This window comes from Hymenobacter lapidiphilus (assembly GCF_003417065.2).
Lineage (GTDB): Bacteria > Bacteroidota > Bacteroidia > Cytophagales > Hymenobacteraceae > Hymenobacter.
In genome coordinates this window covers 63,046-86,885 of sequence record NZ_QVLT01000009.1, presented here as the reverse complement: position 1 = coordinate 86,885, position 23,840 = coordinate 63,046, and the positions used below count along the sequence as shown (strand labels likewise).

The 23,840-nt window shown below is 59.7% G+C and carries 19 protein-coding genes; 17 read left to right on the top strand and 2 right to left on the bottom strand.

Going from position 1 to position 23,840, the window contains the following annotated elements; genetic code table 11:
• Window positions 1-70: 70 nt before the first annotated feature.
• The 4 genes from D0N36_RS07445 (at window position 71) to D0N36_RS07430 (ending at window position 3,471) form a co-directional block, all read left to right on the top strand.
• The gene (locus D0N36_RS07445) at window positions 71-1,072 is read left to right on the top strand and encodes a 2Fe-2S iron-sulfur cluster-binding protein (protein WP_116940772.1); all 1,002 of its coding nucleotides are present in this window, start codon (window positions 71-73) and stop codon (window positions 1,070-1,072) included.
• An 87-nt stretch (window positions 1,073-1,159) separates the two neighbouring features.
• On the top strand, window positions 1,160-2,239 hold the full coding sequence (gene nuoH / locus D0N36_RS07440; protein WP_116940771.1) for an NADH-quinone oxidoreductase subunit NuoH: 1,080 nt from the start codon (window positions 1,160-1,162) through the stop codon (window positions 2,237-2,239).
• A 60-nt stretch (window positions 2,240-2,299) separates the two neighbouring features.
• Window positions 2,300-2,863 carry a NuoI/complex I 23 kDa subunit family protein gene (locus tag D0N36_RS07435; RefSeq protein WP_116940770.1) on the top strand — a complete coding sequence of 188 codons (564 nt, stop codon included), beginning with the start codon at window positions 2,300-2,302 and terminating at the stop codon, window positions 2,861-2,863.
• A gap of 95 nt (window positions 2,864-2,958) precedes the next feature.
• A complete protein-coding gene (locus tag D0N36_RS07430; RefSeq protein ID WP_116940769.1) occupies window positions 2,959-3,471 on the top strand; it encodes an NADH-quinone oxidoreductase subunit J family protein in 513 nt (170 codons plus the stop codon).
• An 88-nt stretch (window positions 3,472-3,559) separates the two neighbouring features.
• Here D0N36_RS07430 and D0N36_RS07425 read toward each other — a convergent pair whose 3' ends face one another.
• Window positions 3,560-4,021 carry a MaoC family dehydratase gene (locus D0N36_RS07425; protein WP_116940768.1) on the bottom strand — a complete coding sequence of 154 codons (462 nt, stop codon included), beginning with the start codon at window positions 4,019-4,021 and terminating at the stop codon, window positions 3,560-3,562.
• A gap of 274 nt (window positions 4,022-4,295) precedes the next feature.
• Here D0N36_RS07425 and nuoK point away from each other — a divergent pair, with 274 nt between their 5' ends.
• From nuoK to D0N36_RS07400, 5 genes are all read left to right on the top strand, one after another.
• The gene (nuoK, locus tag D0N36_RS07420; protein ID WP_116940767.1) at window positions 4,296-4,628 is read left to right on the top strand and encodes an NADH-quinone oxidoreductase subunit NuoK; all 333 of its coding nucleotides are present in this window, start codon (window positions 4,296-4,298) and stop codon (window positions 4,626-4,628) included.
• A gap of 128 nt (window positions 4,629-4,756) precedes the next feature.
• Window positions 4,757-6,712 (top strand): NADH-quinone oxidoreductase subunit L, encoded by a 1,956-nt coding sequence (gene nuoL, locus D0N36_RS07415; RefSeq protein WP_116940766.1) that lies wholly within the window; start codon window positions 4,757-4,759, stop codon window positions 6,710-6,712.
• Between the two features lie 379 nt (window positions 6,713-7,091).
• Entirely contained in the window at window positions 7,092-8,579 is a 1,488-nt protein-coding gene (locus tag D0N36_RS07410; protein ID WP_116940764.1) for a complex I subunit 4 family protein, read from the top strand.
• A 147-nt stretch (window positions 8,580-8,726) separates the two neighbouring features.
• Window positions 8,727-10,139 (top strand): NADH-quinone oxidoreductase subunit N, encoded by a 1,413-nt coding sequence (locus tag D0N36_RS07405; RefSeq protein WP_116940763.1) that lies wholly within the window; start codon window positions 8,727-8,729, stop codon window positions 10,137-10,139.
• A gap of 140 nt (window positions 10,140-10,279) precedes the next feature.
• A complete protein-coding gene (locus D0N36_RS07400; protein ID WP_190242563.1) occupies window positions 10,280-11,386 on the top strand; it encodes a S41 family peptidase in 1,107 nt (368 codons plus the stop codon).
• A 196-nt stretch (window positions 11,387-11,582) separates the two neighbouring features.
• On the opposite strand, the gene aspS is transcribed toward D0N36_RS07400, so the two are convergent.
• Complete coding sequence (gene aspS / locus D0N36_RS07395) at window positions 11,583-13,346, bottom strand: aspartate--tRNA ligase (protein WP_116940761.1); 1,764 nt, start codon at window positions 13,344-13,346, stop codon at window positions 11,583-11,585.
• A gap of 219 nt (window positions 13,347-13,565) precedes the next feature.
• Between aspS and D0N36_RS07390 the strand changes: the two genes are divergently transcribed.
• The 8 genes from D0N36_RS07390 (at window position 13,566) to D0N36_RS07355 (ending at window position 23,787) form a co-directional block, all read left to right on the top strand.
• Window positions 13,566-14,459 (top strand): ABC transporter ATP-binding protein, encoded by an 894-nt coding sequence (locus D0N36_RS07390; protein WP_116940760.1) that lies wholly within the window; start codon window positions 13,566-13,568, stop codon window positions 14,457-14,459.
• Between the two features lie 175 nt (window positions 14,460-14,634).
• Window positions 14,635-18,261, top strand: coding sequence for an ABC transporter permease/M1 family aminopeptidase (locus D0N36_RS07385; protein WP_116940759.1), 3,627 nt, complete (start codon window positions 14,635-14,637; stop codon window positions 18,259-18,261).
• 230 nt (window positions 18,262-18,491) lie between these two features.
• A complete protein-coding gene (locus D0N36_RS07380) occupies window positions 18,492-18,953 on the top strand; it encodes a hypothetical protein (RefSeq protein WP_116940758.1) in 462 nt (153 codons plus the stop codon).
• 123 nt (window positions 18,954-19,076) lie between these two features.
• Entirely contained in the window at window positions 19,077-19,646 is a 570-nt protein-coding gene (locus D0N36_RS07375) for a hypothetical protein (protein WP_116940757.1), read from the top strand.
• A gap of 108 nt (window positions 19,647-19,754) precedes the next feature.
• Window positions 19,755-20,201, top strand: coding sequence for a nucleoside deaminase (locus D0N36_RS07370; RefSeq protein WP_116940756.1), 447 nt, complete (start codon window positions 19,755-19,757; stop codon window positions 20,199-20,201).
• Window positions 20,202-20,367: 166 nt separating this feature from the next.
• A complete protein-coding gene (locus D0N36_RS07365) occupies window positions 20,368-20,973 on the top strand; it encodes a superoxide dismutase (protein WP_116940755.1) in 606 nt (201 codons plus the stop codon).
• Window positions 20,974-21,195: 222 nt separating this feature from the next.
• Window positions 21,196-22,305 carry an alkene reductase gene (locus D0N36_RS07360; protein ID WP_116940754.1) on the top strand — a complete coding sequence of 370 codons (1,110 nt, stop codon included), beginning with the start codon at window positions 21,196-21,198 and terminating at the stop codon, window positions 22,303-22,305.
• Between the two features lie 372 nt (window positions 22,306-22,677).
• Window positions 22,678-23,787, top strand: a complete 1,110-nt coding sequence (locus tag D0N36_RS07355) for a DUF4856 domain-containing protein (protein WP_116940753.1) — start codon at window positions 22,678-22,680, stop codon at window positions 23,785-23,787.
• Window positions 23,788-23,840 lie beyond the last annotated feature (53 nt).

Below are 23,840 nucleotides of genomic sequence, written 5' to 3'. Positions count from 1 at the left end.
CAGAATTAGTACATACCGGAGTGCGGATGTGATAAGGTCCTTCGCTCCGCTCAGGATGACAAAATAACCAATGGCTAAAATAACCTTCGACGGCATCGAGATAGAAGTTCCGGACGGGACGACTATTATGAATGCGGCCCGCCAGATTGGCGGGGCCATCGTGCCCCCGGCCATGTGCTACTACACGCCTCTGAAAGGCTCGGGCGGCAAGTGCCGCGCCTGCCTAGTAAAGGTGGCGGCCGGCTCGGCCAAAGACCCGCGGCCCATGCCCAAGCTGGTGGCCTCGTGCATCACGCCCGTGCAGGATGGCATGGTGGTGGAAAACACGACCAACGACAGCGTGCTTGACGTCCGCAAGGGCATCGTGGAGATGCTGCTCATCAACCACCCGCTCGACTGCCCCGTCTGCGACCAGGCCGGCGAGTGCGACCTGCAGAACTTCACCTTCGAGCACGGCCTGAGCACCACGCGCTACCAGGAAGAGCGCCGCACGTTTGAGAAAATCGACATTGGCCCGCTGATTCAGCTGCACATGACGCGCTGCATCCTGTGCTACCGCTGTGTGTACGTTGCCAACCAGATTGCCGAGGGCGACCGGGTGCACGGTGTGCTGGGCCGCGGCGACGCCTCCGAAATCGGCACCTACATCGAGAATATCATCGACAACGACTTCTCGGGCAACGTGATTGACGTGTGCCCAGTGGGTGCGCTGACTGACAAAACCTGGCGCTTCAAGCAGCGTGTGTGGTTCACGAAGCCCGTAAACGCCCACCGCGACTGCCCAAAATGCGCGGGCAACGTGGTGCTCTGGTACAAGGGCAACGAGGTGCTACGCACCACGGGCCGCAAGGACCAATATGGCGAGGTGAAGGAGTGGATTTGCAACGAGTGCCGCTTCGAGAAGAAGGAAACGGCTGACTGGACCATCGAAGGACCGGCGCACATCGACCGTTCTTCCGTAATTTCGGCCAACCACTACGAACTGCCCGTGCTCAACCAGTCGGTTATTGCCGACCTACCCGCCAGCACCCAGCGCGAACTGGAACTGAATCCGCCTCTGAAACTTGGATAGAGCTTAGTGCTTAGTTGTTAGTGCTTAGGTCGTTCTGAACATCAACAATTAAGTATCCTAAGCACTACAACTAAGCACTAAGCACCAATGATTGAACTACCCGCTCTCGGCTGGCAATCCATCGTCATCTTCGTCGTCTTCGCGCTTTCGCTGCTGATTGCGACCTACTGCACCTACGCGGAGCGCGTAATTGCGGCCTTTCTGCAGGACCGTGTGGGTCCCGACCGCGCCGGGCCCTACGGCCTGCTGCAGCCGCTGGCCGACGCCGTGAAGATGTTCACGAAGGAAGAATTCTTCCCCGGCGGCGCCAACAAGGTGCTATTCGTGGTGGGTCCCTGCTTGGCCATGATTACGGCCCTGATGTCGTCGGCGGTTATTCCATTCGGCAACACCATGAGCTTCGGTAATAACCTGTTTTTCCTGCAGGGAATTGAGGTGAACATCGGCATGCTCTGGATTTTCGGCGTAGTGTCGTTGGGCGTGTATGGGGTGATGATTGGTGGCTGGGCCTCCAACAACAAGTTCTCGCTGCTCGGCGCCGTTCGGGCTGCTTCCCAGAACATCAGCTACGAGCTGGCTATGGGCATGTCGCTGATTGCGGTGCTCATGATTTCGGGCACGCTGAGCCTGCGCGAAATCACGCTGCAGCAGTCGGTAGCCGGCGAGTGGCAGGTGTGGAACATCGTGAAACAGCCGCTGGGCTTTATCATTTTCTTGGTCTGCGCCTTTGCCGAAACCAACCGCACGCCCTTCGACCTGCCCGAGTGCGAAACCGAGCTGGTGGGCGGCTACCACACCGAGTACTCGTCGATGAAGCTGGGTTTGTACCTGTTTTCGGAGTACGTGAACATTTTCGTGGTATCGGCCGTGATGAGCGTGCTGTACTTCGGCGGCTTCAACTTCCCCTTCCAGTACGAGCTGCGCGACTGGTTTATCAACAGCCAGGGCTGGGAGCTGAATTCGGCCCAGAACCTGATTACGCTGCTGGGCACCGTGGGCCTGTTCCTGAAGATTTTCGCCTTCATCTTCTTCTTCATGTGGATTCGCTGGACCCTGCCGCGCTTCCGCTACGACCAGCTTATGCGCTTGGGCTGGACTATCCTCATCCCGCTGGCCGTGTTCAACATCGTGCTCACCGGCGCCCTCATCCTATTTGGGGTGATTTAAGTAATAACTCCCTCACTTTGCTGGCTTGAGCCCGCTCATATCAGCAGAAGGACCCATAGTATGCAACTCACCAACCGAGCCAAGGTATTAGAAAAGAAGCCCATGACGCTGGCTGAGCGGGCCTACCTGCCGGCCATCTTTCAGGGTCTGAGCATCACGATGCGCCACTTCTTCATGAAGAAGGCCACCGTGCGCTACCCCGAGGAGGTGCGGCCGTTCTCGGCCTTCTTCCGGGGGCTGCACGTGCTCAAGCGCGACGAGCAGGGCCGGGAGCGGTGCACCGCCTGCGGCCTGTGCGCCGTATCCTGCCCCGCCGAAGCCATTACGATGGTGGCCGGCGAGCGGAAGAAGGGCGAGGAAGGCCTCTACCGTGAGGAGAAGTACGCCATCAGCTACGAAATTAACATGTTGCGGTGCATCTTCTGCGGCCTCTGCGAGGAAGCCTGCCCCAAAGCCGCCATCTACCTGCAGGCCGACAAGATGGCCCCGCCACGCTATGAGCGTGACGAGTTCGTGTATGGCAAAGACCGCCTCGTGGAGCCCGTTTCGCCCGACGAGCGGAGCGTACGTGGCATCCAGCTCACGCCCGAGCAGGCCGATACGCTGCGCGCGCGAATTGTGTAGTTGTTAGCTATTAGCTGCCCGTGTTGGCTCGTCCGGGCCATTACTGACCGCTAAGCCACCACTAACAACCGACAACTAAAAACTGACAACTACCGATGCATCCTCTCTTCCTCTTTCTTTCGTTCGTGGCGCTGCTGAGCGCGCTGGGCGTGGTATTCGCCAAGAACCCGGTGCACAGTGTGCTGTTCCTGATTCTGACGTTCTTCACGCTCTCGGGCCATTACCTGCTGCTGAACGCGCAGTTTGTGGCGGCCGTGAACATTATCGTGTATGCGGGGGCCATCATGGTGCTGTTCCTGTTCGTGATTATGTTCTTGAACCTGAACGTAGATACGGAACCACATAAGCCGGCGCTGGCCAAAATGGCCGCCGCTGTTGCTGGTGGCTCGCTGCTGCTCATTCTGGTGGCGGCCCTCAAGGATATCGTGCCCACTGGCGTTGCGGCCGGCACACCCTTCAACTCGCAAATCGGCATGGTCGACCAGCTCGGCCTCAAGCTCTACACTGATTACCTGCTGCCCTTCGAACTGGCCTCGGTGCTGTTTCTGATAGCCATGGTAGGCGCCGTAATGCTCGGCAAGCGCGAAACCGGCGAGCGGAATTTTTAAGCTCTCTGACTCATAGAAAAGCCAGCGCGCGACTGAAGATTCAGTCGCCGCGCTGGCTTTTTAGGGATATACTGACAATCTACCAGCCCTACTCGAAGTGGTAAAGGAAAGTGATGACGCCGGTGTAGGCGGGCTTCTTGATGCCTTCGATTTCCATTTTCACGCCGATGTTAGCTTTGGCGATACCGCGCAAATCCTTCACGGCCAGCAGAGTGGCGTGCAGGCGTACGGGCGTGTTCACGAGCACGGCCTGGTTGAAGCGGAACTCACTGATTTCGTAGTTCACCTGCATCTTCAGGTTTTCTACCTGCACCAGCTGGTTCCAGAAGTAGGGCAGCAACGACAGCGTGAGGTAGCCGTGGGCAATGGTGCCGCCGAAGGGCGACTCGGCCGCGGCCCGAGTGGGGTCGGTATGAATCCACTGGAAGTCGAGAGTGGCGGCGGCGAACTGGTTGATTTGCTCCTGGGTGATGGTGTGCCAGGGCGTGATACCCAGTTCCTGGCCTTCGTGCTGCTGGAGTTCGGCTAAGCTGCCAATAGTGATGCTCATAAGGAAATGAAACGGGAAAGAGAGGCCCGAAGATACAGTTTCGCGCCATAAGCACTAGTACGCCGGCGGCTTCCTGGCCAACCGCACTACCGGGGCCCGGCCGATACACCTGCACTCCTGGACAGTTCCTCTGGGCCGCTTCGCATAACAAAGAGTGCAACAGTCCAAAGAACCCGCCTAAACAGTGGCCTTTTCCGATTTTCAGGATACCTTTGCCCTCCATTGCCCCGGTCGGCTCGCCGCCGGGGCCTTTGCTTGCCGTTAGCCCCCCCGCATGGACCAGAACATACCGCAGGTTATCCAAACGGTTCCCCTTCAGTACTACGTCTTCTTCGCCACCGCCCTTTTCAGCATTGGCGTGCTCGGCGTACTTACCCGGCGCAACGCCATCATCATCTTCATGAGTGTCGAGCTGATGCTCAACGCCGTGAACGTGTTGCTGGTGGCCTTTTCGGCCTTCCGCTCCGACCCCAACGGGCAGGTATTCGTGTTCTTCATCATGGCCGTGGCCGCTGCCGAAGTGGCTGTGGGCCTGGCCATCATCGTGATGATTTATCGCAACATCCAGAGCACCGACGTTAATCTGTTGAACCGACTTAAGTTCTGATTTGCCCTGTCATCCTGAGCACAGCGAAGGACCTTACCACGTCGGGATACTTATAGAACGATTTCGTTCCAACCTGATAAGGTCCTTCGCTCCGCTCAGAATGACAGCTGTGCTTCTGCCTCCATACCATGCAAGAAACCGTTATTCCTGCCGCCGGCGCGCCGTACCCAACCTTGCTGTACGTGCTGATTCCGCTGCTGCCGTTTCTGGGATTCCTGATTAATGGCCTGCTCAACCGCAAGCTGTCGGCCACCGTTGCCGGCCTGATTAGCTCGGCCGCCGTGCTGGGCTCGTTCGCCATTTCGGTGTTTTTGTTCCTGAACTTTCAGTACCAGTACACCGTGCCGCTGTTCGACTGGATTTCGGTGGGCTCGATGCAGATTCCGTTTTCCTACCAGATTGACCAGCTAAGCCTGATTATGCTGCTGCTGGTAACCGGCGTGGGCTTCCTGATTCACGTGTACAGCATCGGCTACATGGCCCACGACGAGAACGTGGGCAAGTTTTTCAGCTTCCTGAACCTGTTCGTGTTCTCGATGCTGGTGCTGGTGCTCGGCTCCAACTTCCTGATTCTGTTCATCGGCTGGGAAGGCGTGGGGCTCTGCTCCTACCTGCTCATTGGTTTCTGGAACAAGAACACGACCTACAACAACGCCGCCAAGAAGGCCTTCATCATCAACCGCATCGGCGACCTGGGCTTCCTGCTCGGCATCTTCCTGATTTACCTCACGTTTGAGTCGGTGCAGTTTGCCGAGGTGTTCCAGAAGGCTTCGCTCGGCCAGTTCGGCAGCTACGGCCCGGAAGTAGTTACCGTCATTACGCTGTTGCTGTTCGTGGGCGCGACGGGTAAATCGGCGCAGCTGCCGCTCTACACCTGGCTGCCCGACGCCATGGCCGGCCCCACGCCCGTTTCGGCCCTCATCCACGCCGCAACGATGGTAACGGCGGGCATCTACATGATTCTGCGGGCCAACGTGCTCTTCACCCTGGCCCCCGACACGCTGGAGGTCATTGCCATCATCGGTGCGGCTACGGCCCTGTTCGCGGCCACCATTGGTTTAGCGCAGAACGACATCAAAAAGGTACTGGCTTACTCCACCGTTTCGCAGCTGGGCTATATGTTCCTGGCGCTGGGCGTGATGGGCTACAGCACTTCGCTGTTCCACGTGCTCACCCACGCGTTCTTTAAGGCCCTGATGTTCCTGGGCGCGGGCTCCGTGATTCATGCCATGAGCAACGAGCAGGACATGCGCCGCATGGGTGGTTTGCGCAAGGCGCTGCCGATTACGTTCATTACCTTTTTGGTGGGCTGCCTGGCCATTTCCGGCATCCCGCCCTTCTCGGGCTTCTTCTCCAAAGATGAAATCCTGCTCCACACCTTCCAGCACAGCAAGCTGCTCTACGGCGTGGGCCTGGTTACGGCTTTCCTGACGGCGTTCTACATGTTCCGCCTGCTGTTCCTGACGTTCTTCGGCGAGTTCCGGGGCACCGAGCAGCAGCGCCAGCACCTGCATGAGTCGCCCGCCTCCATGACGCTGCCGCTCATCGTGCTGGCCATTCTGGCGGCCGTGGGTGGTTTCATGAACGCGCCCTTCTTTCTGGGCGAGGACAACGCCTACCTCTCCAACTACCTCGCGCCGCTGTTCACCTACTCGCAGAAAATCAACCCCGCCGCCTTCAACCTCGCGGTTGACCACGGCACGGAGCTGATGCTCATCGGCCTCTCAGTGGGTGCGGGCGTGCTGGGCATCATTTTCGCCTACATCATGTACGTGAGCCGCGGCGTGCGCCCGGCCGAGGAAGACACGCCCCGCGGCTTCCTCGACAACCTGGTGTACCACAAGTACTACATCGACGAGTTGTACAACGCCCTGCTGGTGCGCCCCATCATGTGGCTCTCGCGCGGCCTCTACCGCTACGTCGAAAACGGCATCATCGACCCCATTGTCAACGGTTTCGGCCGCGTGACGCTGGGAGGCGGCCAGCTGGTTCGCGCCGTGCAAACCGGCTCCGTCGAAACCTACCTCATCCTCATGGTCGTCAGCATCGTGCTGATTATGGCGCTGAACTTTGGGAAGTTTTAATAGCCTAATTTACTATGCTGCTACTGGACTTATTAATTCGGGATATTGATGCTCAATTAATTACCGTAGCAGTATGCGTTTTATTCCCAGTTTTATTTATCTGTTACGCAAATAATATATTCAACAAGTCCATTGGCTTTTTACAAAAGATTTTAAGCACTTATTTATTTTGTATTTGTGCACAAGTCCTAGTCATCTATTTCTGTTTGACAGAAGAGAGCATCAGGAATGCTGTTTTCCTGGATTTCTTTACCTCGTTTCACTACATGTGGATGCCTGTGACATTCACAACTTTGGCAATAATAGGTTTTAGATATAGTCATCTTAAGCTTAGGCAATAGTTTTTAGCCTTTACAACACCGCACCCTCACAGTAAAGCATGCTGACTGTCCTTCTTCTACTCTGGCCCGTGACGGCCGCCCTGCTACTGCACTTCTTCAAGGGGAAGGCGGCGCGGGTGGCAGCGCTTGGCGCGGCCCTTCTCGAATTTGCGCTGGCGCTGTACGCGGCAGTCCTCTCCGGGGTCAGTCTGGCCCCAGGGGGTGATGCGGGCCCCAAGTTCGAGTTCAACTACGCCTGGATTGCCTCGGCCGGCATCAACTTCCACGTGGGCATGGATGGGCTCAGCCTGCTGCTGGTGCTGCTCACCACGCTGCTCGTGCCCGTTATCCTGCTCAGCGCCTTCCGCCGCAACTTCGAGAACGAGTCGGTGTTCTACGCGCTGGTGCTGTTCATGCAAACCGGCCTGATTGGCGTGTTCACGGCCCAGGATGCCTTCCTGTTCTACTTTATGTGGGAGGTGGCTCTGATTCCGATTTACTTCCTGGCCGGCGTGTGGGGCGGCGTCGAGCGGGTACGCATCACGTTCAAGTTCTTCCTCTACACCATTATCGGCTCGCTGTTTATGCTGGCCGGCTTCGTGTACCTCTACTTCCAGACCGGCCCTACCATCGACGGCCTCTCGGCCCACAACGCCTCGCTCAGCGCGTTCTACAACCTAAACCTGCCCGCTGCCACCCAAATGTGGGTGTTCTGGCTGATTTTCGCGGCCTTCGCCGTGAAGATGCCCATCTTCCCCTTCCACACCTGGCAGCCCGATACCTACACCGACGCCCCTGCCCCGGCTACCATGCTGCTGGCTGGCATCATGCTGAAAATGGGCATCTACGGCTGTATGCGCTGGCTGCTGCCCGTCGTGCCCCTGGGCGTTGATTACTGGCAGAACCTGATTCTCATCCTCGCCATCATCGGCATCATCTACGGGGCCATCATCGCCATTCGCCAGCAGGACATGAAGCGGCTCATCGCCTACTCCTCGCTCTCGCACGTGGGCCTGATGATTGCCGGCGTGTTCTCGCTCACCCAGCTCGGCATGCAGGGCGCCAGCATCCAGATGCTGGCCCACGGCATCAACGTAGTGGGGCTGTTCTTCATCGTCGACGCCATTGAGCGCCGCACCGGCACCCGCAACATTGCCGATTTGGGCGGCCTCACCCGTCAGGCCCCGGTACTCACGGTCTGCTTCCTGGTGTTGCTACTCGGCACGGTGGCGCTGCCGCTCACCAACGGTTTCGTGGGCGAGTTCCTGCTGCTGGCCGGCGTGTACGAGTACAATGCCTGGCTGGGTGCCGTGGCGGGCCTCACCATTATCCTGAGTGCCGTGTACTTGCTCCGCATGTTCCAGCGCGTGATGCTCGGCCCCGACTCCACCCACTCGGCCACCTTCACCGACCTGACCGGCTCCGAGCTGGCCGTGCTGGTACCGCTCATCGTGCTCGTGTTCTGGATTGGCATGTTCCCCAACACCTTCCTGCACCTGTCGGAAGGCAGCGTGATGAGCATTCTGGGGCAGGTCGTAAAACGATAACCCCGCCCCAACCCCTCCCCGATGGGGAGGGGCTCTAGTTTTTAGTTTTCTGGCTTCTAGTCTGTAGTCCAAAAAAGAGCCCCGTTTGCCTTCGTCTGGCTCCCCCTCCCCACCGGGGAGGGGGCCGGGGGGTGGGGTCCCGACGATATGAATTCAATCATTCTGCTTTCTGCGCTGGGCCTGGGCAACCTGTTTCTGGGTTTCCGTCGCTCCAACCGGCTGCTACTGCCCGTGATGATGCTCATCCTGGGCCTGGTGCTGACGGTGAACTTCCTCGACTGGAACCAGGGGCCGCAGTCGTTCTTCAGCGGCATGCTCATCGTCGACAACTTCTCGGTGGCCTTTACCGGCATCGTGTTGCTGACGGCGCTGGTGCTCGTGCCCTTCTCGCAGCGCTACGTGCTCGACGAAGAAGCCAACCTAGCCGAGTACTACTCGCTGCTGCTGTTTTCGCTGGTGGGCGCCATCATGCTGGCGAGCTACAACCACTTGCTGATGCTGTTTCTGGGCATCGAAATCCTGAGCGTAGCCATGTACGTGCTGGCCGGTTCGGATAAGCGTAACCTGCGCTCGAACGAAGCGGCTCTGAAGTACTTCCTGATGGGCGCGTTCTTCACTGGCATCCTGCTATTCGGCATGGCGCTGGTGTACGGCGCTACGGGCACGTTCGAGCTCAGCAGCATCAGCTTCGCGGTGCAGAATCCGGTGAACGAGTCGCTGCGGCCCATGCTCTACATCGGCATGCTGCTGATGCTGCTCGGCATCGGTTTCAAGGTAGGCGCCGCGCCTTTCCACTTCTGGACGCCCGACGTGTACGAGGGCACGCCCACCTTCTTCACGGCCTTTATGAGCACGGTGGTGAAAACCGCCGGTTTCGCCGCTTTCCTGAAACTGCTGGTACAGGTGTTTCCGGCCGCCACGGCCCAGGGCGTGTGGCTACCTACCCTCACGGCCATGTGCGTACTCACGCTACTCGTCGGCAACGTGGGTGCGGTGGCTCAAACCAGCGTCAAGCGCATGCTGGCCTACTCCAGCATCTCGCACGCTGGCTACCTGTTCATTGCGTTGGTGGCCTTCAACGGCGCGCTCGAAGGCGCTTCGGCCAACGGCATCATGTTCTACTCGCTGGCCTACTCAATAGCCACGGTATCCGCTTTCGGGGTGCTGAAACTGGTAGCCGACGCCCGCCACCGCGAGGATTACGCCGGCTTCAACGGCCTGGCCAAAACCAACCCGCTGCTGGCTTTCTCCCTCACGATTTCCATGCTGAGCCTGGCCGGCATTCCGCTCACCGGCGGCTTCTTCGGCAAGTTCTTCATCTTCATAGCCGCCGTCGAAAACGGCTACATTGGCCTCGTCATCTTCGCCGTCATCATGTCGATGGTGAGCATCTACTATTACCTGCGCCCCATCATTGCCATGTACATGCGCGATGCGGATGACGAAACGGCCGCCGTGCCCGTACCGGTTACCACCTTCCAGTCGGGCGCGCTGCTGGTGCTGGCTTTACTGACGGTGCTACTGGGCGTACTACCGGGCCTGTTGGCCGGCGTGCTGTAGCCTAAAGCACCGCCTTCGCCTAAATGCGAAACGCCCCTGCCAGCTGGTGGGGGCGTTTTCTTTTGCATAAGCGTCCTCAATTGCCTCGTTGTAAAACGGCCTACCCGGGGTTTTACCTGATTCGGGTTATACTTGCCACCATGAAATTTTCTTTGCCGCTGGCAGTTCTGCTACTGCTGTTGCACCTTCCGGGTTTTGCTCAAGCGCAGCCCCCGCTAAGCTCGCCTGAACAAAGCTTTGAGGTATTCTGGAAGGCCTTTCGCGATAATTACGCTTTTTTCCCGCTGAAAAAAGTAGACTGGGAGGCATCGTACCGCACCTTCCGGCCACGCGTTACAGCCTCCACCCCTACCGACACGCTGGTGCAGGTATTTCGGCAAATGGTGGAGCCGCTGCACGATGGGCACATCACTATTTCGCGGGGTGAAACCATTCTCTACAAGGGAGAAAGCTCGCGCAATGCGTTCAAACAGGCGTTTAAAACCGTGCAGCCGGAGTTCTGGCGCGTGGCCTACGCAGACCTGCAGCAGGCGGGCTTCGGGCCGGTAAAGGGCGCAGGGCCTGATTTCAAGGGCAAGCAGGTGCTGTACGCCAGCCGCAACAGCGCCGTTGGTTACCTGCACCTCAGCAGAAACTTCGCCGACATTACCGGCGCCATCGGTACCGAGGCGCAGGAGCTGAAGGACCAGCGGAAGCTGGAGAAGCTGTTTGCGCAGGCATTGAAGCCGCTGATCGGCTGCCAGGTGCTGCTGCTGGACCTGCGCGACAACGGCGGCGGCCACAGCGGCTACGAGTTGGCGGGCCATTTCGCCCCGGAGCGCTACCTGGCCAACTATAAGGCCCTGCGCCAGCCCGGCGGCTACGACCAGTTCTCGGAGCCTCTGCCTTACTACGTAACGCCCACTCGCGGCCCGCGCTTCCTTGGTCCGCTGGTGGTGCTCACCTCCGACCAGACCGCCAGCGCCGCCGAGGACCTGACGATTTCTCTGGCCCAACGCCCCAACGTAACGCTGGTGGGCACCGCTACCAAAGGCATGCTCTCCGATATGCACAGCGTACACCTGCCCAACGGCCTCGACATCACGCTTTCCAACCAACGCTACGCCACCCCCACCGGCCAACTGCTGGAAGACGTGGGTGTGAGGCCAGATATACTGGCAGAAAATACCACTGCCGCCCTGGCCCAAGGATACGACCCAGTATTACAAAAGGCACTGGAAGCGGCTCGCCAGAAGGTAAGTCGTTAATCGAGTATACCTGAGGTATCAATGCGACACAAGTCTAGTGCCGTTCTGGCTTCAGAGTATACCACAGCGCATTTTCCCGCCTAAGCTGCAGCAGGTGAGGGTACTGCATCAGCGGCTAATACCTTCCATCCTAAACCATCACGGCGGCCCCTGATTCCTCAGAGGCGCCGTTTTCATTCCCGAAAAGAAACGCGGCTTACTTCGCCGCCACGTCCGTTTTGATGCTCAGCTCCTTCAACTGCGCACCCGAAATTTCCGAGGGCGAGTCAATCATCACGTCGCGGCCGGAGTTGTTTTTGGGGAAGGCGATGAAGTCGCGGATGGAGTCGGCGCCGCCGAAGAGGCTGCAGAGGCGGTCGAAACCGAAGGCGATGCCGCCGTGGGGCGGGGCGCCGTACTCGAAGGCGTCGAGCAGGAAGCCGAACTGGGCCTGGGACTCGGCATCCGAGAAACCGAGCAGGCTGAACATGCGGGCCTGCACCGTGCGGTCGTGGATGCGGATGGAGCCGCCGCCGACTTCCACGCCGTTGATGACCATATCATAGGCGTTGGCGCGGACCTGGCCGATGGTATCAGGGTTGTCCAGCAGGGCCATATCCTCGGGTTTGGGCGAGGTGAAGGGGTGGTGCATGGCGAAGTAACGGTTCTCCTCCTCACTGTATTCGAGCAGCGGGAAATCGACCACCCACAGCGCCGAGAAGGTGTCCTTGTCGCGCAGGCCGAGGCGCTGGCCCATTTCGAGGCGCAGCTCCGAGAGGGCCTTGCGGGTTTTATCGGCCGGGCCGGCCAGCACCAGCAGCAGGTCGCCGGGCTGGGCATTGAACGCGGCTTTCCACTGTTGCAGGGCCTCCTGGTCGTAGAACTTATCGACGGAGGACTTCACGTTGCCATCGGCTTCCACGCGGGCGTACACGAGACCGGTGGCCCCAATCTGGGGGCGCTTCACGTACTCGGTCAGCTCGTCGAGCTGCTTGCGGGTGTAGCTGGCGGCACCGGTGGCGCAGATGCCCGCCACCAGCTCGGCCGCCTCAAATACCGGGAAGTTGTAGCCCTTGGCGGTGTCGTTGAGCTCCACGAACTTCATTTCGAAGCGCGTATCGGGCTTGTCGTTGCCGTAGAAGCGCATGGCGTCGGCGTAGGTCATGCGGGGCAGCGTCCCGATTTCCAGGTTCTTCACCTCCTTAAACAGGTACTGGACCAACCCCTCGAAGGTGTTGAGGATGTCCTCCTGCTCCACGAACGACATTTCGCAGTCGATTTGGGTGAATTCGGGCTGGCGGTCGGCGCGCAGGTCCTCGTCTCGGAAGCACTTGACAATCTGGAAATACCTATCAAAACCCGACACCATCAGCAGCTGCTTGAACGTCTGGGGGCTCTGGGGCAGGGCGTAGAATTCGCCGGGGTTCATGCGGGAGGGCACCACGAAGTCGCGGGCGCCTTCGGGCGTGCTCTTAATGAGGACCGGCGTTTCGACTTCGATGAACTCCTGGCCGTCGAGGAAGCGGCGGGTGGCCTGGGCGACGCGGTGGCGCAGCATCAGGTTCTGGCGGACGGGGTTGCGGCGCAGGTCGAGGTAGCGGTACTTCATGCGCAGGTCGTCGCCGCCGTCGGTGTCGTCCTCAATCAGGAAGGGCGGCAGCTTGGCAGGATTCAGCACCTTGATGCTTTCGACCCGGATTTCGATGCCGCCGGTGGGCATTTTGTCGTTTTTGGAGTGGCGTTCGGCCACGGTACCAATCACGCAGATGACGAACTCGCGGCCCAGCTGGCGGGCCTGCTCGCGCACTTCGGCGGTTTCCACGCCTTCTTCGAGGGCCAGCTGCGTGATGCCGTACCGGTCGCGCAAATCAACCCACAGAATGCCGCCTTTGTCGCGGGTGCGCTGTACCCAGCCGCAAAGCGTAACAGTTTGGCCAATGTGTTCGGGGCGCAGTTCGCCGCAGGTGTGGGTCCGGAGCATAAATCTAATTTTTGGCGAAGATACTAGATTGGTTTTCCGTGTAATGCTATTGATAAACCAACGATACACCCTGCGTCGGCCCGTTGGCCCCCTGCCAGGGCCGGTTCGTTGAAAAGCGCCGGTTGCTTATGCAGGTTTTTCTATGTTTGTTGAGCCCCCCTTCCGGCAACCGCTTAAAGCAGCTAATCATCTGCCTGTTTCCTCCTTCCTTCCCTTCCTATGGAACTTCGCATCGAGCACCTTTCCAAAACCTACGCCAACGGCACCCAGGCCCTGCGCGACGTCAACCTCACTATTCCAACCGGCATGTTTGGGCTGCTGGGCCCCAATGGCGCGGGCAAATCGAGTTTGATGCGCACCATTGCCACGCTGCAGGAGGCCGACAGCGGCAGCGTTATGCTGGGCGACTTGGATGTGCTGCGCGATAAGGACGGCGTGCGGCGGGTGCTGGGCTACCTGCCCCAGGAATTCGGCGTGTACCCCAAGATTTCGGCCGAGCAGCTGCTCGATCATTTCGCGGTGCTCAAGGGCATCTCCGACAGCAAGCAGCGGCGCGACGTGGTGGCCGGGCTGCTGCAGCGCACCAACCTCTACGAAGTGCGCAAAAAGAACCTCGGCGGCTACTCGGGCGGCATGAAGCAGCGTTTCGGCATTGCCCAGGCGCTGCTGGGCAACCCGCGCCTGATTATCGTGGACGAGCCCACCGCCGGCCTCGACCCGGCCGAGCGCAACCGCTTCCACAACCTGCTGGCCGAAATTGGCGAGAACATCATCGTGATTCTGAGTACCCACATCGTGAGCGACGTGAGTGATTTGTGCCGCAACATGGCCATCATCAACAAGGGCCAGGTACTGCTGACCGGCGACCCGCTTGTAGTGATGCAGGAGCTGCGCGGCCAGGTGTGGCGCCGCGAAGTCGACAAGGAGCAGCTGCCCGCGCTGCTGCTGGAGCAACAGGTTATTTCGACCCGCCTGTTCGCCGGTCGCACCATCGTGCATGTGGTAGCGCCCACCCAACCCGGCTCCGACTACGACGCCGTGGAGCCGAGCCTGGAGGACGTGTATTTCGCCAGGATTGCCCAGGCGGAGCAGACGGCAGTAGTGGATGCATAAGAACGATGTAGGGGCGGGGCTTGCCCCCGCCCGCCTTTGAACGGAGCGCGCCAGAATCTTCCAATGCATTCGTTCAATCGATACCGTGGTAATGGCGGGCGGGGACAAGCCCCGCCCATACATCGTTCCTCTCCCTTCTAACTCCTGGCTTCCTCAGCTCCTAGCTTCTCAAAAGATGTTTCTACAGATATTCAAGTTTGAAATCTGGTACCGGCTGCGGCGGCCGGCTACTTATATTTACTTCGGCATTCTGCTGGGGCTGGCGCTGCTGTTCACGCTGGTAACCGGGGGCTTTTTCGAGAGTCTGACGGCGGTAGTGGGCAGCGGCAAGGTGAATCTGAACTCGCCCTTCACCATCAACGGCCTTACCAACGCCCTGACGCTGCTGCCCGGCATCCTGCTGGTATCGGCCATGTTCGGGCCGGCGGTGCTGCGCGACTTCGACTCGCAGATGCACCCGCTGCTCTATACCGCGCCCATCAGCAAATGGGGCTACCTGGGCGGACGGTTTTTCGGTACGCTGGTGATTACGCTGCTCATGATGAGCGGCCTGGCGCTGGGCCAGATAATCGGGGCGCTGTTTCCGGGCATTCCGGCCGACCGGCTGGGGGAGTTTCACCTCAGCTACTACCTGGTTCCCTACCTGACGTTCGTGCTGCCCAACGTGCTGCTGACGGGTGCCATTTTCTTCGCGCTGGCCACCCTCACGCGCCAAGCCCTGAGCACCTACGTGGGCAGTATCGTGTTTCTGGTGCTCTACATTGCCGCCCAGGCGCAGCTTTCCGACCTCGACAACCAGACGCTGGCCTCGCTGCTCGACCCGCTGGGCAGTGGCGCCACCCAGCTGCTAACCAAATACTGGACGCCGGTAGAGAAGAATGTGCGCCTCATCTGGCCCACCGGATTGCTGGGTCTCAACCGGCTGCTGTGGCTGGGCGTGGGCCTGCTGCTGGTGGGCTTCTGCTACCTGCGTTTCCGCTTCGAGCAGGGCGCTACCGGCAGCGCGGCCCCGCGCCGGGCGGCCCCGATGGCGCTGGGCGTAGTGGCTCCGGCCCCGTTGGCCGTGGCTCTGCCGGCCGTCGACCAGCATTTCGGCTTTGCCCAGTATTTCCGCCAGTTTCTGCGCCTCACCTGGCTGAGTTTGCGCGACGTGCTGCGCAGCCCCTACTTTATTGCTATTGTGGTCGCCGGACTGGCGTTTCTGCTGGCGGCGGCGCTGCAAATCGGCAAGCTTTACGACACCACGACCTTCCCGATTACGGCCCAGGTAATTGAAATTCTGTCGGGCTCGTTCTCGCTGTTCGTGCTGGCCATCGTTACGTTTTACGCCGGCGAGCTGGTGTGGAAGGAGCGCGACGCCCGCCTCAACCAGCTGCACGACGCGCTGCCGATTCCCAACTGGGTGCCGTTTGCCAGCAAGCTCACGGCCCTGCTGCTGGTGCCGGTGGTGCTGCTACTCATCGTGATGGTGTTCGGCATCATTACCCAGCTTTCCAGCGGCTACACTCACCTCGAAATCGGGCTGTACCTGCGCTGGCTGTTTGGGCTCAAGCTGCTGGACTACTGGCTGCTGACGGTGCTGGCCGTGGTGGTGCAGGTGGTAGTCAACAACAAGTACCTGGGTCACTTCGTGATGGTGCTCTACTACGTGTTCAGCATCTTCGCCGGGCAGCTGGGCCTCGAGCACAACCTGCTGCTCTACGGCTCCGACCCCGGCATCAGCTACTCCGACATGAACGGATTCGGCCATTTCGTGGGGCCTTACCTGTGGTTTAAGCTGTACTGGGGGCTGCTGGCCGTGGCGCTGGCCGTGGGGGCCAACCTGCTGTGGGTGCGTGGCACCGAAACCGACTGGCGCACCCGCCAGCACCTGGCCGGCCGCCGCTTTTCGGGTCCGGCCCGGGCGGCGCTGGCCGTGGCCCTACTGGGCTTCGTGGCCGTGGGTGCCTGGATTTTCTACAACACCAACGTGCTCAACACCTTCCGTGGCAGCAAGGCCCGGCAGCAGCTTACCGTTGATTACGAAAAGAACTACGGCCGCTTCCGGCGCACGCCCCAGCCCCGCATCGTGGCCGTGGATGTGAACGTGGATTTGTTCCCGAACCGGCAGGAGTCGCGGGTGCGAGGCCAGTACTGGCTGCGCAATAAAACGGCCCAGCTTCTCGATACGGTGGTGCTGAACATGCCCTCGAACGAACAAGTGAAGATTCGGAAGCTGCAGCTCGGCGCCGGCGCCACCACCGTGCTGGCCGACTCGGTCATGGGTTTCTACGTGCAGCGCCTGCCCCAGCCCCTGGCTCCCGGCGACTCGCTGGCCCTGGATTTCGACCTGTATTTTGATGCGCCCGGCTTCGAGCAGCGCACCGGCCGCACCGGCATCGTGGCCAACGGCACGTTCGTCAACAACGGCAACCTGCCCCACATCGGCTACAGCGAAGATGCGGAGCTAAGCGAGCCCAGCGCCCGCAAGAAGTTCGGCCTCAAGCCCAAGCTGCGCATGGCCCGCCTCGAAGACACCACCGCCCGCGCCAACACCTACATTGCCGCCGACGCCGACTGGGTGCGCTTTGCCGCCACCGTGAGCACCGTGCCCGACCAGATTGCCCTGGCTCCCGGCTACCTGCAGAAGGAGTGGACCGAAAACGGCCGCCGCTACTTCCGCTACGCCATGGACGCCCCGATTCTTAACTTCTACTCGTTCCAGTCGGCCCGCTACGCCGAGCGCCACGCCAAGTGGGAGGGCGTCGACATCACGATTTACTACCAGCCGGGCCACGAGTACAACCTGGGCCGCATGGTGCGCGGCGTACAGGACGCGCTGAGCTACTACACCAAAAACTTCGGCCCCTACCAGCACCGGCAGCTGCGCATCATCGAGTTTCCGGGCTATTCGGCCTTCGCTCAGGCGTTTCCGAACACCATTCCGTTCTCCGAAAACATCGGTTTCATTGCCAAAGTCGACACCACCGACCCCAAGGACGTGGACTATCCCTACTACGTGACGGCCCATGAGGTGGCGCACCAGTGGTGGGCCCACCAGGTAATCGGGGCGGCGACCCAGGGCGGCACGCTCATGTCGGAAACCCTCTCGCAGTACTCGGCTCTGATGGTGATGAAGCAGAAGTACGGCCCCGAACGGATGCGCAAGTTCCTCAAGTACGAGCTCGACTCCTACCTGCGCGGCCGGGCCACCGAGCGGGTAGCCGAGCAGCCGCTCTACCGCGTCGAGAACCAGCAGTACATCCACTACCGCAAAGGTTCAGTAGTGATGTACGCGCTGGCCAACTACATCGGCGAAGACAAGGTGAACGAGGCGTTGAGCCGCTACCTGAAGGCCGTGAAGTTCCAGCAGCCGCCCTACACCACCTCGCTGGATTTGCTGAGTGAACTACGTCAGGCCACGCCCGACTCGCTGCAGTACCTGCTCACCGACATGTTCGAGCGGATTGCGCTGTATGAGAACAAGGCCGACTCGGTAAGCGCCACTAAGCTGCCCGACGGCCGCTACCGGGTAGATATGGTGCTTTCGGCCAAGAAGGTGTACGCCGACAGCGCTGGCAACGAAACGCCCGCTAAACGCATGAACGACCTGATTGACGTGGGCGTGCAGGCCCGCACGAAAGTAAACGGCCAGTGGCAGGATGTGTCGCTCTACCGCCAGAAGCGCCGCTTCCGCCCCGGCATCACCCGCCTAAGCGTCATCGTCCCTTCAAAGCCCGAAAAAGCCGGCATCGACCCCTACAACCTGCTCATCGACCGCACCCCGGACGATAACGTGAAGGCGGTAGTGGTGAAGAAGTAGGTAGTGGTTAGTGAGGAAACGTCATTCAGAGCGCAGCGAAGAATCTCGCGTGCTGACATTAAGCTACTACTGCAATGCCAGCACGCGGGATTCTTCGCTGCGCTCTGAATGACGCTCTTGTTAGTGAAGGCACCAACAGTTATCAACCGACCGCCGCCCTCACCAGAAACTTGGCCTGACTTCTGTATTAGTCCCGGTAGTTCAACTTCTGCTCCCGATTTTTCCCTGCCATGCAACGCCCACTCTTACTCGCTTTCGCCGCCTCGCTGCTCACCTTCTCCACCGTGCAGGCCCAGACGGCGACCAAAATCAAGACCAAAACCAAGGCCGCCAACGGCACCGAGGTAAAGACCAAAACCGACGTGGAGCCGCTCGTGCTTGATGGGCCCATCAGGCGTGTGGAAACGCTGTCGGGCATTGATATTTTCCCGGGCTCGGGGGGCAAGAGCATCATGCTAAGCTTCACCCAGCAGTTCACCCAGCCCGGTATGCTCACGGTGACCAACTATAAGAAGCAGGCCATCTACTCGACCCCGCTCGATCCGCAAAGCAACACCGGCGCGCCGGTGGATTTGGGGCGGATTCCGGCCGGCAGCTACCTGGTGGAGGCCAAAACCGGCAACTACGTGTACTGGAAAAAGGTGATGGTAAAGTACCCCGCCGCGCCCGCAGCCCGCAAAAAGCGGCGCTAATGGCCTGAGTGGCCCGGCCTTTTCGCCGGGCCGGGCAACTGTTTTTGGCTCCGAAGTCGTTTGGGCTTCGGAGCTTTGCGTTTCGGCGGGTCCTGTTGGGCTGGCTTCCTTCTTTCTTCTGCTATGAACTCTGTTTCGCGTTTTTTCCGCCTAGTACCGCTGCTTGGGTTATTGCTCGGGCTGCTGGCCTTTGCCGGTCCCGGCCTCAAAAAAACCACCATCGCCAAAAACCTGACAATGGGCGTGCCCGACGGTTTCGCACCCCTGCCCGACGAGGGCATTGCCATGAAATACCCGGCCCAGCGCCGGCCGCTGGCCGTTTTTGCCAGCCCCAACGGTCAGGTGGGCCTCAGCGTCAGCCAGAAGCCCACCAACTTCAGCAACCGCGACTACGGCATGCTGCTCAAGATTTACAAGGCCAGCATCCAGAATATGTACGGCAAGGTGCAGTTTCTGCGCGAAGACATCCACACCATCAACAAGCGCGATTTCGTGGTGCTGGAGTTTGTTTCAACCGTGGCCGACAACCGCCGTGGTGGTGGCAACCTGGCCCCCATCCGCAAGTACCAGTTGGTGCAATATGCCATCGAGGGCGAGCAGCTCTACGTTTTCACCTTCGACGCCCCCGCCCAGGAGCAGGCCAAGTGGCAACCCATTGCCCAGGCCGCCATGGAGAGTGTGGTGATGAAGTAAGTTTTAGGACTTAGGGATTAGGGATTAGGTGACGTTCATTCCCATATCGTTAGCCCCCAACATCATCTAAACCCTAATCCCTAAGAACCTAAGTCCTAACCCCTAAGAATGACTCTTTCCCTGTATTCCGACGAGCAGTATATGCGGGAGGCGCTGAAGCAGGCGCGCTATGCACTGGCCGAGGACGAAATTCCGATTGGGGCTGTGGTGGTGCTCGACAAGCGCATTATTGCCCGCGCTTACAACCAGACCGAGCGGCTGCAGGATGTAACGGCCCACGCCGAGATGCTGGCCATCACGGCCGCGGCCAATCATTTAGGCAACAAATACCTGCAGGAATGCACGCTCTACGTGACCGTGGAGCCCTGCGTGATGTGCGCCGGAGCCAGCGCCTGGGCCCAGGTACGGCGGGTGGTGTTCGGGGCCCCCGAGCCCAAGTTTGGCTACCGCCGCCACGGCCGGCTGCTGCACCCCAAGGCCGAAGTGGTAAGCGGCATCCTGGCCGCCGAGAGCGAGGAGCTGATGCGGGAGTTTTTCGCCCAGAAGCGGAAATAGGCTACTTTTAGACCTCTACCGTAACCCTGGCCCCCGCGCCGGGGTTGTATATGGTAGTGGGGGGTAAGAGGATTGTCATTCTTTTGCGCTGCTCAGAATGACAATCCTCTTACCCCCCACTACCAAACTACTCCATACGAAACTCACACTTTCAACCCTTTCTACTATGGCTTTCGAACTGCCCGCCCTACCCTACGCCTTCGACGCACTGGAGCCGCACATTGATGCGCAAACCATGCAGATTCACCACGACAAGCACCACCAGGCCTACGTTACCAACCTCAACAATGCCATTGCCGGCACTGATATGGAAGGTAAGAGCCTCGACGAGCTGATGCAAAACATTGCCGCCGCCCCAACGGCCGTGCGCAACAACGGCGGTGGCCACTGGAACCACTCTATGTTCTGGCAGGTGCTGAGCCCTAAGGGAGGCGGCGAGCCTACCGGCGCCGTGGCCGAGGCCATTACCAAGTCGTTTGGCGGCTACGAGAAGTTCAAGGAGGAATTCACCAAGGCTGCTGGTACGCGCTTCGGCTCGGGCTGGGCCTGGCTCTGCAAGCAGTCCGACGGTTCATTGACCATCTGCTCGACACCCAACCAGGATAACCCGCTCATGCCCGACGCCGGCTGCAAAGGCACCCCCGTACTGGGCCTCGACGTTTGGGAGCACGCCTACTACCTTAAGTACCAGAACAAGCGCCCCGATTACGTGGCCGCTTTCTATAACCTCATCAACTGGGATGAAGTGAACAAGCGCTTCCAGGCCGCTTAATTTCGTTTTCGCTGCTCGTTGTTCTCTCTTTGGCCTTGCTGATTTTGTGGGCCGAACTGAATTGAACCGGAAATAACGATTGATGCAGCCCGAAAAACCTTCGCTCCCTCTGGAAGCGGAGGTTTTTTCGTTTATGGCCGGCCGTATATCATCCGGTCTGAAACCTTTTACCATCAAATCCGATTAACAGTCAACCAATGTATCTACATCATTTTGAATCCAATGTCTGACAAGCTCTTTTCTTCGACCCAACTCGGCCCAATTACTCTCCGCAACAAAGTAGTAATGGCCCCCATGACGCGCGCCCGCTCGCTGGGCAACGTGCCCGGCCCGCTGGTGGCCGAGTATTACGCGCAGCGCGCTTCGGCCGGCCTTATCATTGTCGAGGGCACGGCCCCGAACGCCGACGGGTTGGGCTATGCCCGCATTCCGGGCCTGTTCAATGCCGAGCAGGTGGCGGGCTGGAAGCTGGTTACCGACGCGGTACATGCCCGCGAGGGCCGTATTTTCGTGCAGTTCATGCACTGTGGCCGCATTGGCCACCCCCTCAACCTGCCCGAGGGCGCGGAAATCGTGGCTCCTTCGGCCGTAAAGGCGGGCGGCGAAATGTGGACCGACCAGCAGCAGATGCAGCCCCACCCCGAGCCCCGCGCCATGACGACGGCTGAGGTAAAGCAAGTAATCCAGGACTTCGCCCAGGCCGCTAAACTGGCGGTGGAAGCTGGTTTTGATGGCGTGGAGCTGCATGCGGCCAACGGCTACCTATTGGAGCAGTTCCTCAACCCCAACACCAACCTGCGCACCGACGAGTACGGCGGCTCGGTCGAGAACCGCGCCCGTTTCGTGCTGGAAGTGGCCGATGCCACGGTGGCCGCCATTGGGGCCGAGCGCACCGGCATCCGCCTTTCGCCCTGGGGCACGTTCAACGATATGGGCGCCTACGAAGGTGTCAACGACTTCTACGAGTACCTGGCTACCGAGCTGCAAAGCCGCAACCTGGTGTACCTGCACCTCATCAACCCCGAAACGATTAAGGCCCCGGCCGCGTCGGCCGACACCGTGGGAATTATGCGCCGCGCCTTCACCAACACGTTTATTCTGAGCAGCGAGTACGACGCCGCCAAGGCCGAAGCCGAGCTGCAGAAAGGCCGCGCCGATCTAGTAGCGTTTGGCCGTCCCTTCATCAGCAACCCCGACCTGCTGGAGCGCATGGAGGCCGGGGCCGAGCTGGCCGAGGGCGACCAGGCTACTTACTATGCCCCCGCCCCCGAAGGTTTCCACGTTGGCTACACCGACTACCCGGCTCTGGCCGAAACGCATCAATCGGCATAACCAGCCCAGGCAGCCTGATTGAAAAGAGAAAAGCCCCGCCGGTAACTCCGGGCAGGGCTTTTCTCTTTTATGTAGGACTGAAAACGCACGGTGCGAGGGCCGAAGGATGTTGCCTCGGGCCAGCGCATGCACCCGTGTGCAAAACAGCTCGGCTAGGTACACCTCGGCTGGTAGTTAAGCTGCCCGCTTTGCAAAAGCCCGATTCTGCGTTCTGCGAGGCGTATTTCAGCTAGCTGCGCATAGACTGGGCAACGTGCAATCGGCTTATCCTTATTTAAAATAATTAAAGATAAGCTTGCGAGCCTGACAAATGGCCCCTACTTTTGTTCCATAATCGAAACGATTCTAAACAACTACCAACTACTGCTCCCCATGCGTTTCTCTGCCCGCCTGTTCACGTTTGCTTCTCTGGCCCTGGCTTCCGCCGCTTTCACTGCTTGCTCCGACGATAAAGACATTGTAACTCCGGCCGTGCCTAAGTACGAAGTGCCCGTTACTTACAACTTCGCCAACGTGAACTACAGCGGCCAGCAGGCCCGCCTGGCCATGCTCGGCGAGCTGGACACCTACATTAAAACCGCTAATACCGGTGCGGTGCTGGACGCGCAGAAGCTGCAGAACATGTACGCTAACACCAACAACCCCTTCGCGGCGACCGAGCTAAACACAGCTGGCAAGCAGCTGCGCGACAAGACGCTGAGCACCGTGCAGGCCGAGTACGACGGCTACCTGAAGGATGTAGCCACGGCCAGCCTCAGCGGCAAACTGCCCGCTATCAACGGCACCGCCGGCATCCTCACCTCCACCGATGGCACCAAGAAGTACCTCGTGAATGCCAAGGGCGTGGAGCTGGGCCAGCTGATTCAGAAAGGCCTGATGGGTGCCGTGTTCTACTACCAGACCGTGGATATCTACCTATCGGAGGAAAAGATTGGCAACGCCGTGGACAACAAAACTGTGAAGCCCGGCGAGGGCACGGCCATGGAGCACCACTGGGACGAGGCCTTCGGCTACTTTGGTGCCCCGGTTGATTTCCCGACCAACGTGACGGGCCTCAAGTATTGGGCGAACTACAGCAACCAGGTTAACCCGGCGCTGAAATCAAATAAGACCATGATGGATGCTTTGCTGAAAGGCCGGGCCGCCATTTCGAACAACGACATGGCCGGCAAAACCGAAGCTGCCGCTACGCTACGCACCAGCTGGGAAACGCTGGTCGCCTCGTCTGCCATTCATGAGCTGAACGCCGCCAAGGGCGTAGTGGCCGACCAGGCCCTCAAGAGCCACTACCTCTCCGAGGCCCGGGGCTTCGTGATGGGGCTGCGCTACAAGAAGGACCGCAAAATCAGCGACGCCACCTACACCCAGGTAATGGCCAAGCTCGGCGACAACTTCTACGCCACCACCGGCACCGACATCAACGACGCCCTCAACCTGCTCAGCTCCGCCTACGGCCTCGATGCCATCAAAGGCAGCATATAAGTTGAACCCGGCACCCGCCGGTCCTGTTACCTGCATCCGGCAGCCCTTTTTCC

What these genes read in the sequence shown, in the direction of transcription:
- D0N36_RS07410 (WP_116940764.1), top strand. Translation starts at nt 7,092, where the DNA reads ATGCTGACTGTCCTTCTTCTACTCTGGCCCGTGACGGCCGCCCTGCTA.
- D0N36_RS07370 (WP_116940756.1), top strand. Translation starts at nt 19,755, where the DNA reads ATGACTCTTTCCCTGTATTCCGACGAGCAGTATATGCGGGAGGCGCTG.
- D0N36_RS07360 (WP_116940754.1), top strand. Translation starts at nt 21,196, where the DNA reads ATGTCTGACAAGCTCTTTTCTTCGACCCAACTCGGCCCAATTACTCTC.
- D0N36_RS07435 (WP_116940770.1), top strand. Translation starts at nt 2,300, where the DNA reads ATGCAACTCACCAACCGAGCCAAGGTATTAGAAAAGAAGCCCATGACG.
- D0N36_RS07445 (WP_116940772.1), top strand. Translation starts at nt 71, where the DNA reads ATGGCTAAAATAACCTTCGACGGCATCGAGATAGAAGTTCCGGACGGG.
- nuoL (WP_116940766.1), top strand. Translation starts at nt 4,757, where the DNA reads ATGCAAGAAACCGTTATTCCTGCCGCCGGCGCGCCGTACCCAACCTTG.
- D0N36_RS07380 (WP_116940758.1), top strand. Translation starts at nt 18,492, where the DNA reads ATGCAACGCCCACTCTTACTCGCTTTCGCCGCCTCGCTGCTCACCTTC.
- D0N36_RS07405 (WP_116940763.1), top strand. Translation starts at nt 8,727, where the DNA reads ATGAATTCAATCATTCTGCTTTCTGCGCTGGGCCTGGGCAACCTGTTT.
- D0N36_RS07365 (WP_116940755.1), top strand. Translation starts at nt 20,368, where the DNA reads ATGGCTTTCGAACTGCCCGCCCTACCCTACGCCTTCGACGCACTGGAG.
- D0N36_RS07425 (WP_116940768.1), bottom strand. Translation starts at nt 4,021, where the DNA reads ATGAGCATCACTATTGGCAGCTTAGCCGAACTCCAGCAGCACGAAGGC.
- D0N36_RS07385 (WP_116940759.1), top strand. Translation starts at nt 14,635, where the DNA reads ATGTTTCTACAGATATTCAAGTTTGAAATCTGGTACCGGCTGCGGCGG.
- aspS (WP_116940761.1), bottom strand. Translation starts at nt 13,346, where the DNA reads ATGCTCCGGACCCACACCTGCGGCGAACTGCGCCCCGAACACATTGGC.
- D0N36_RS07390 (WP_116940760.1), top strand. Translation starts at nt 13,566, where the DNA reads ATGGAACTTCGCATCGAGCACCTTTCCAAAACCTACGCCAACGGCACC.
- nuoK (WP_116940767.1), top strand. Translation starts at nt 4,296, where the DNA reads ATGGACCAGAACATACCGCAGGTTATCCAAACGGTTCCCCTTCAGTAC.
- D0N36_RS07355 (WP_116940753.1), top strand. Translation starts at nt 22,678, where the DNA reads ATGCGTTTCTCTGCCCGCCTGTTCACGTTTGCTTCTCTGGCCCTGGCT.
- D0N36_RS07430 (WP_116940769.1), top strand. Translation starts at nt 2,959, where the DNA reads ATGCATCCTCTCTTCCTCTTTCTTTCGTTCGTGGCGCTGCTGAGCGCG.
- nuoH (WP_116940771.1), top strand. Translation starts at nt 1,160, where the DNA reads ATGATTGAACTACCCGCTCTCGGCTGGCAATCCATCGTCATCTTCGTC.
- D0N36_RS07375 (WP_116940757.1), top strand. Translation starts at nt 19,077, where the DNA reads ATGAACTCTGTTTCGCGTTTTTTCCGCCTAGTACCGCTGCTTGGGTTA.
- D0N36_RS07400 (WP_190242563.1), top strand. Translation starts at nt 10,280, where the DNA reads ATGAAATTTTCTTTGCCGCTGGCAGTTCTGCTACTGCTGTTGCACCTT.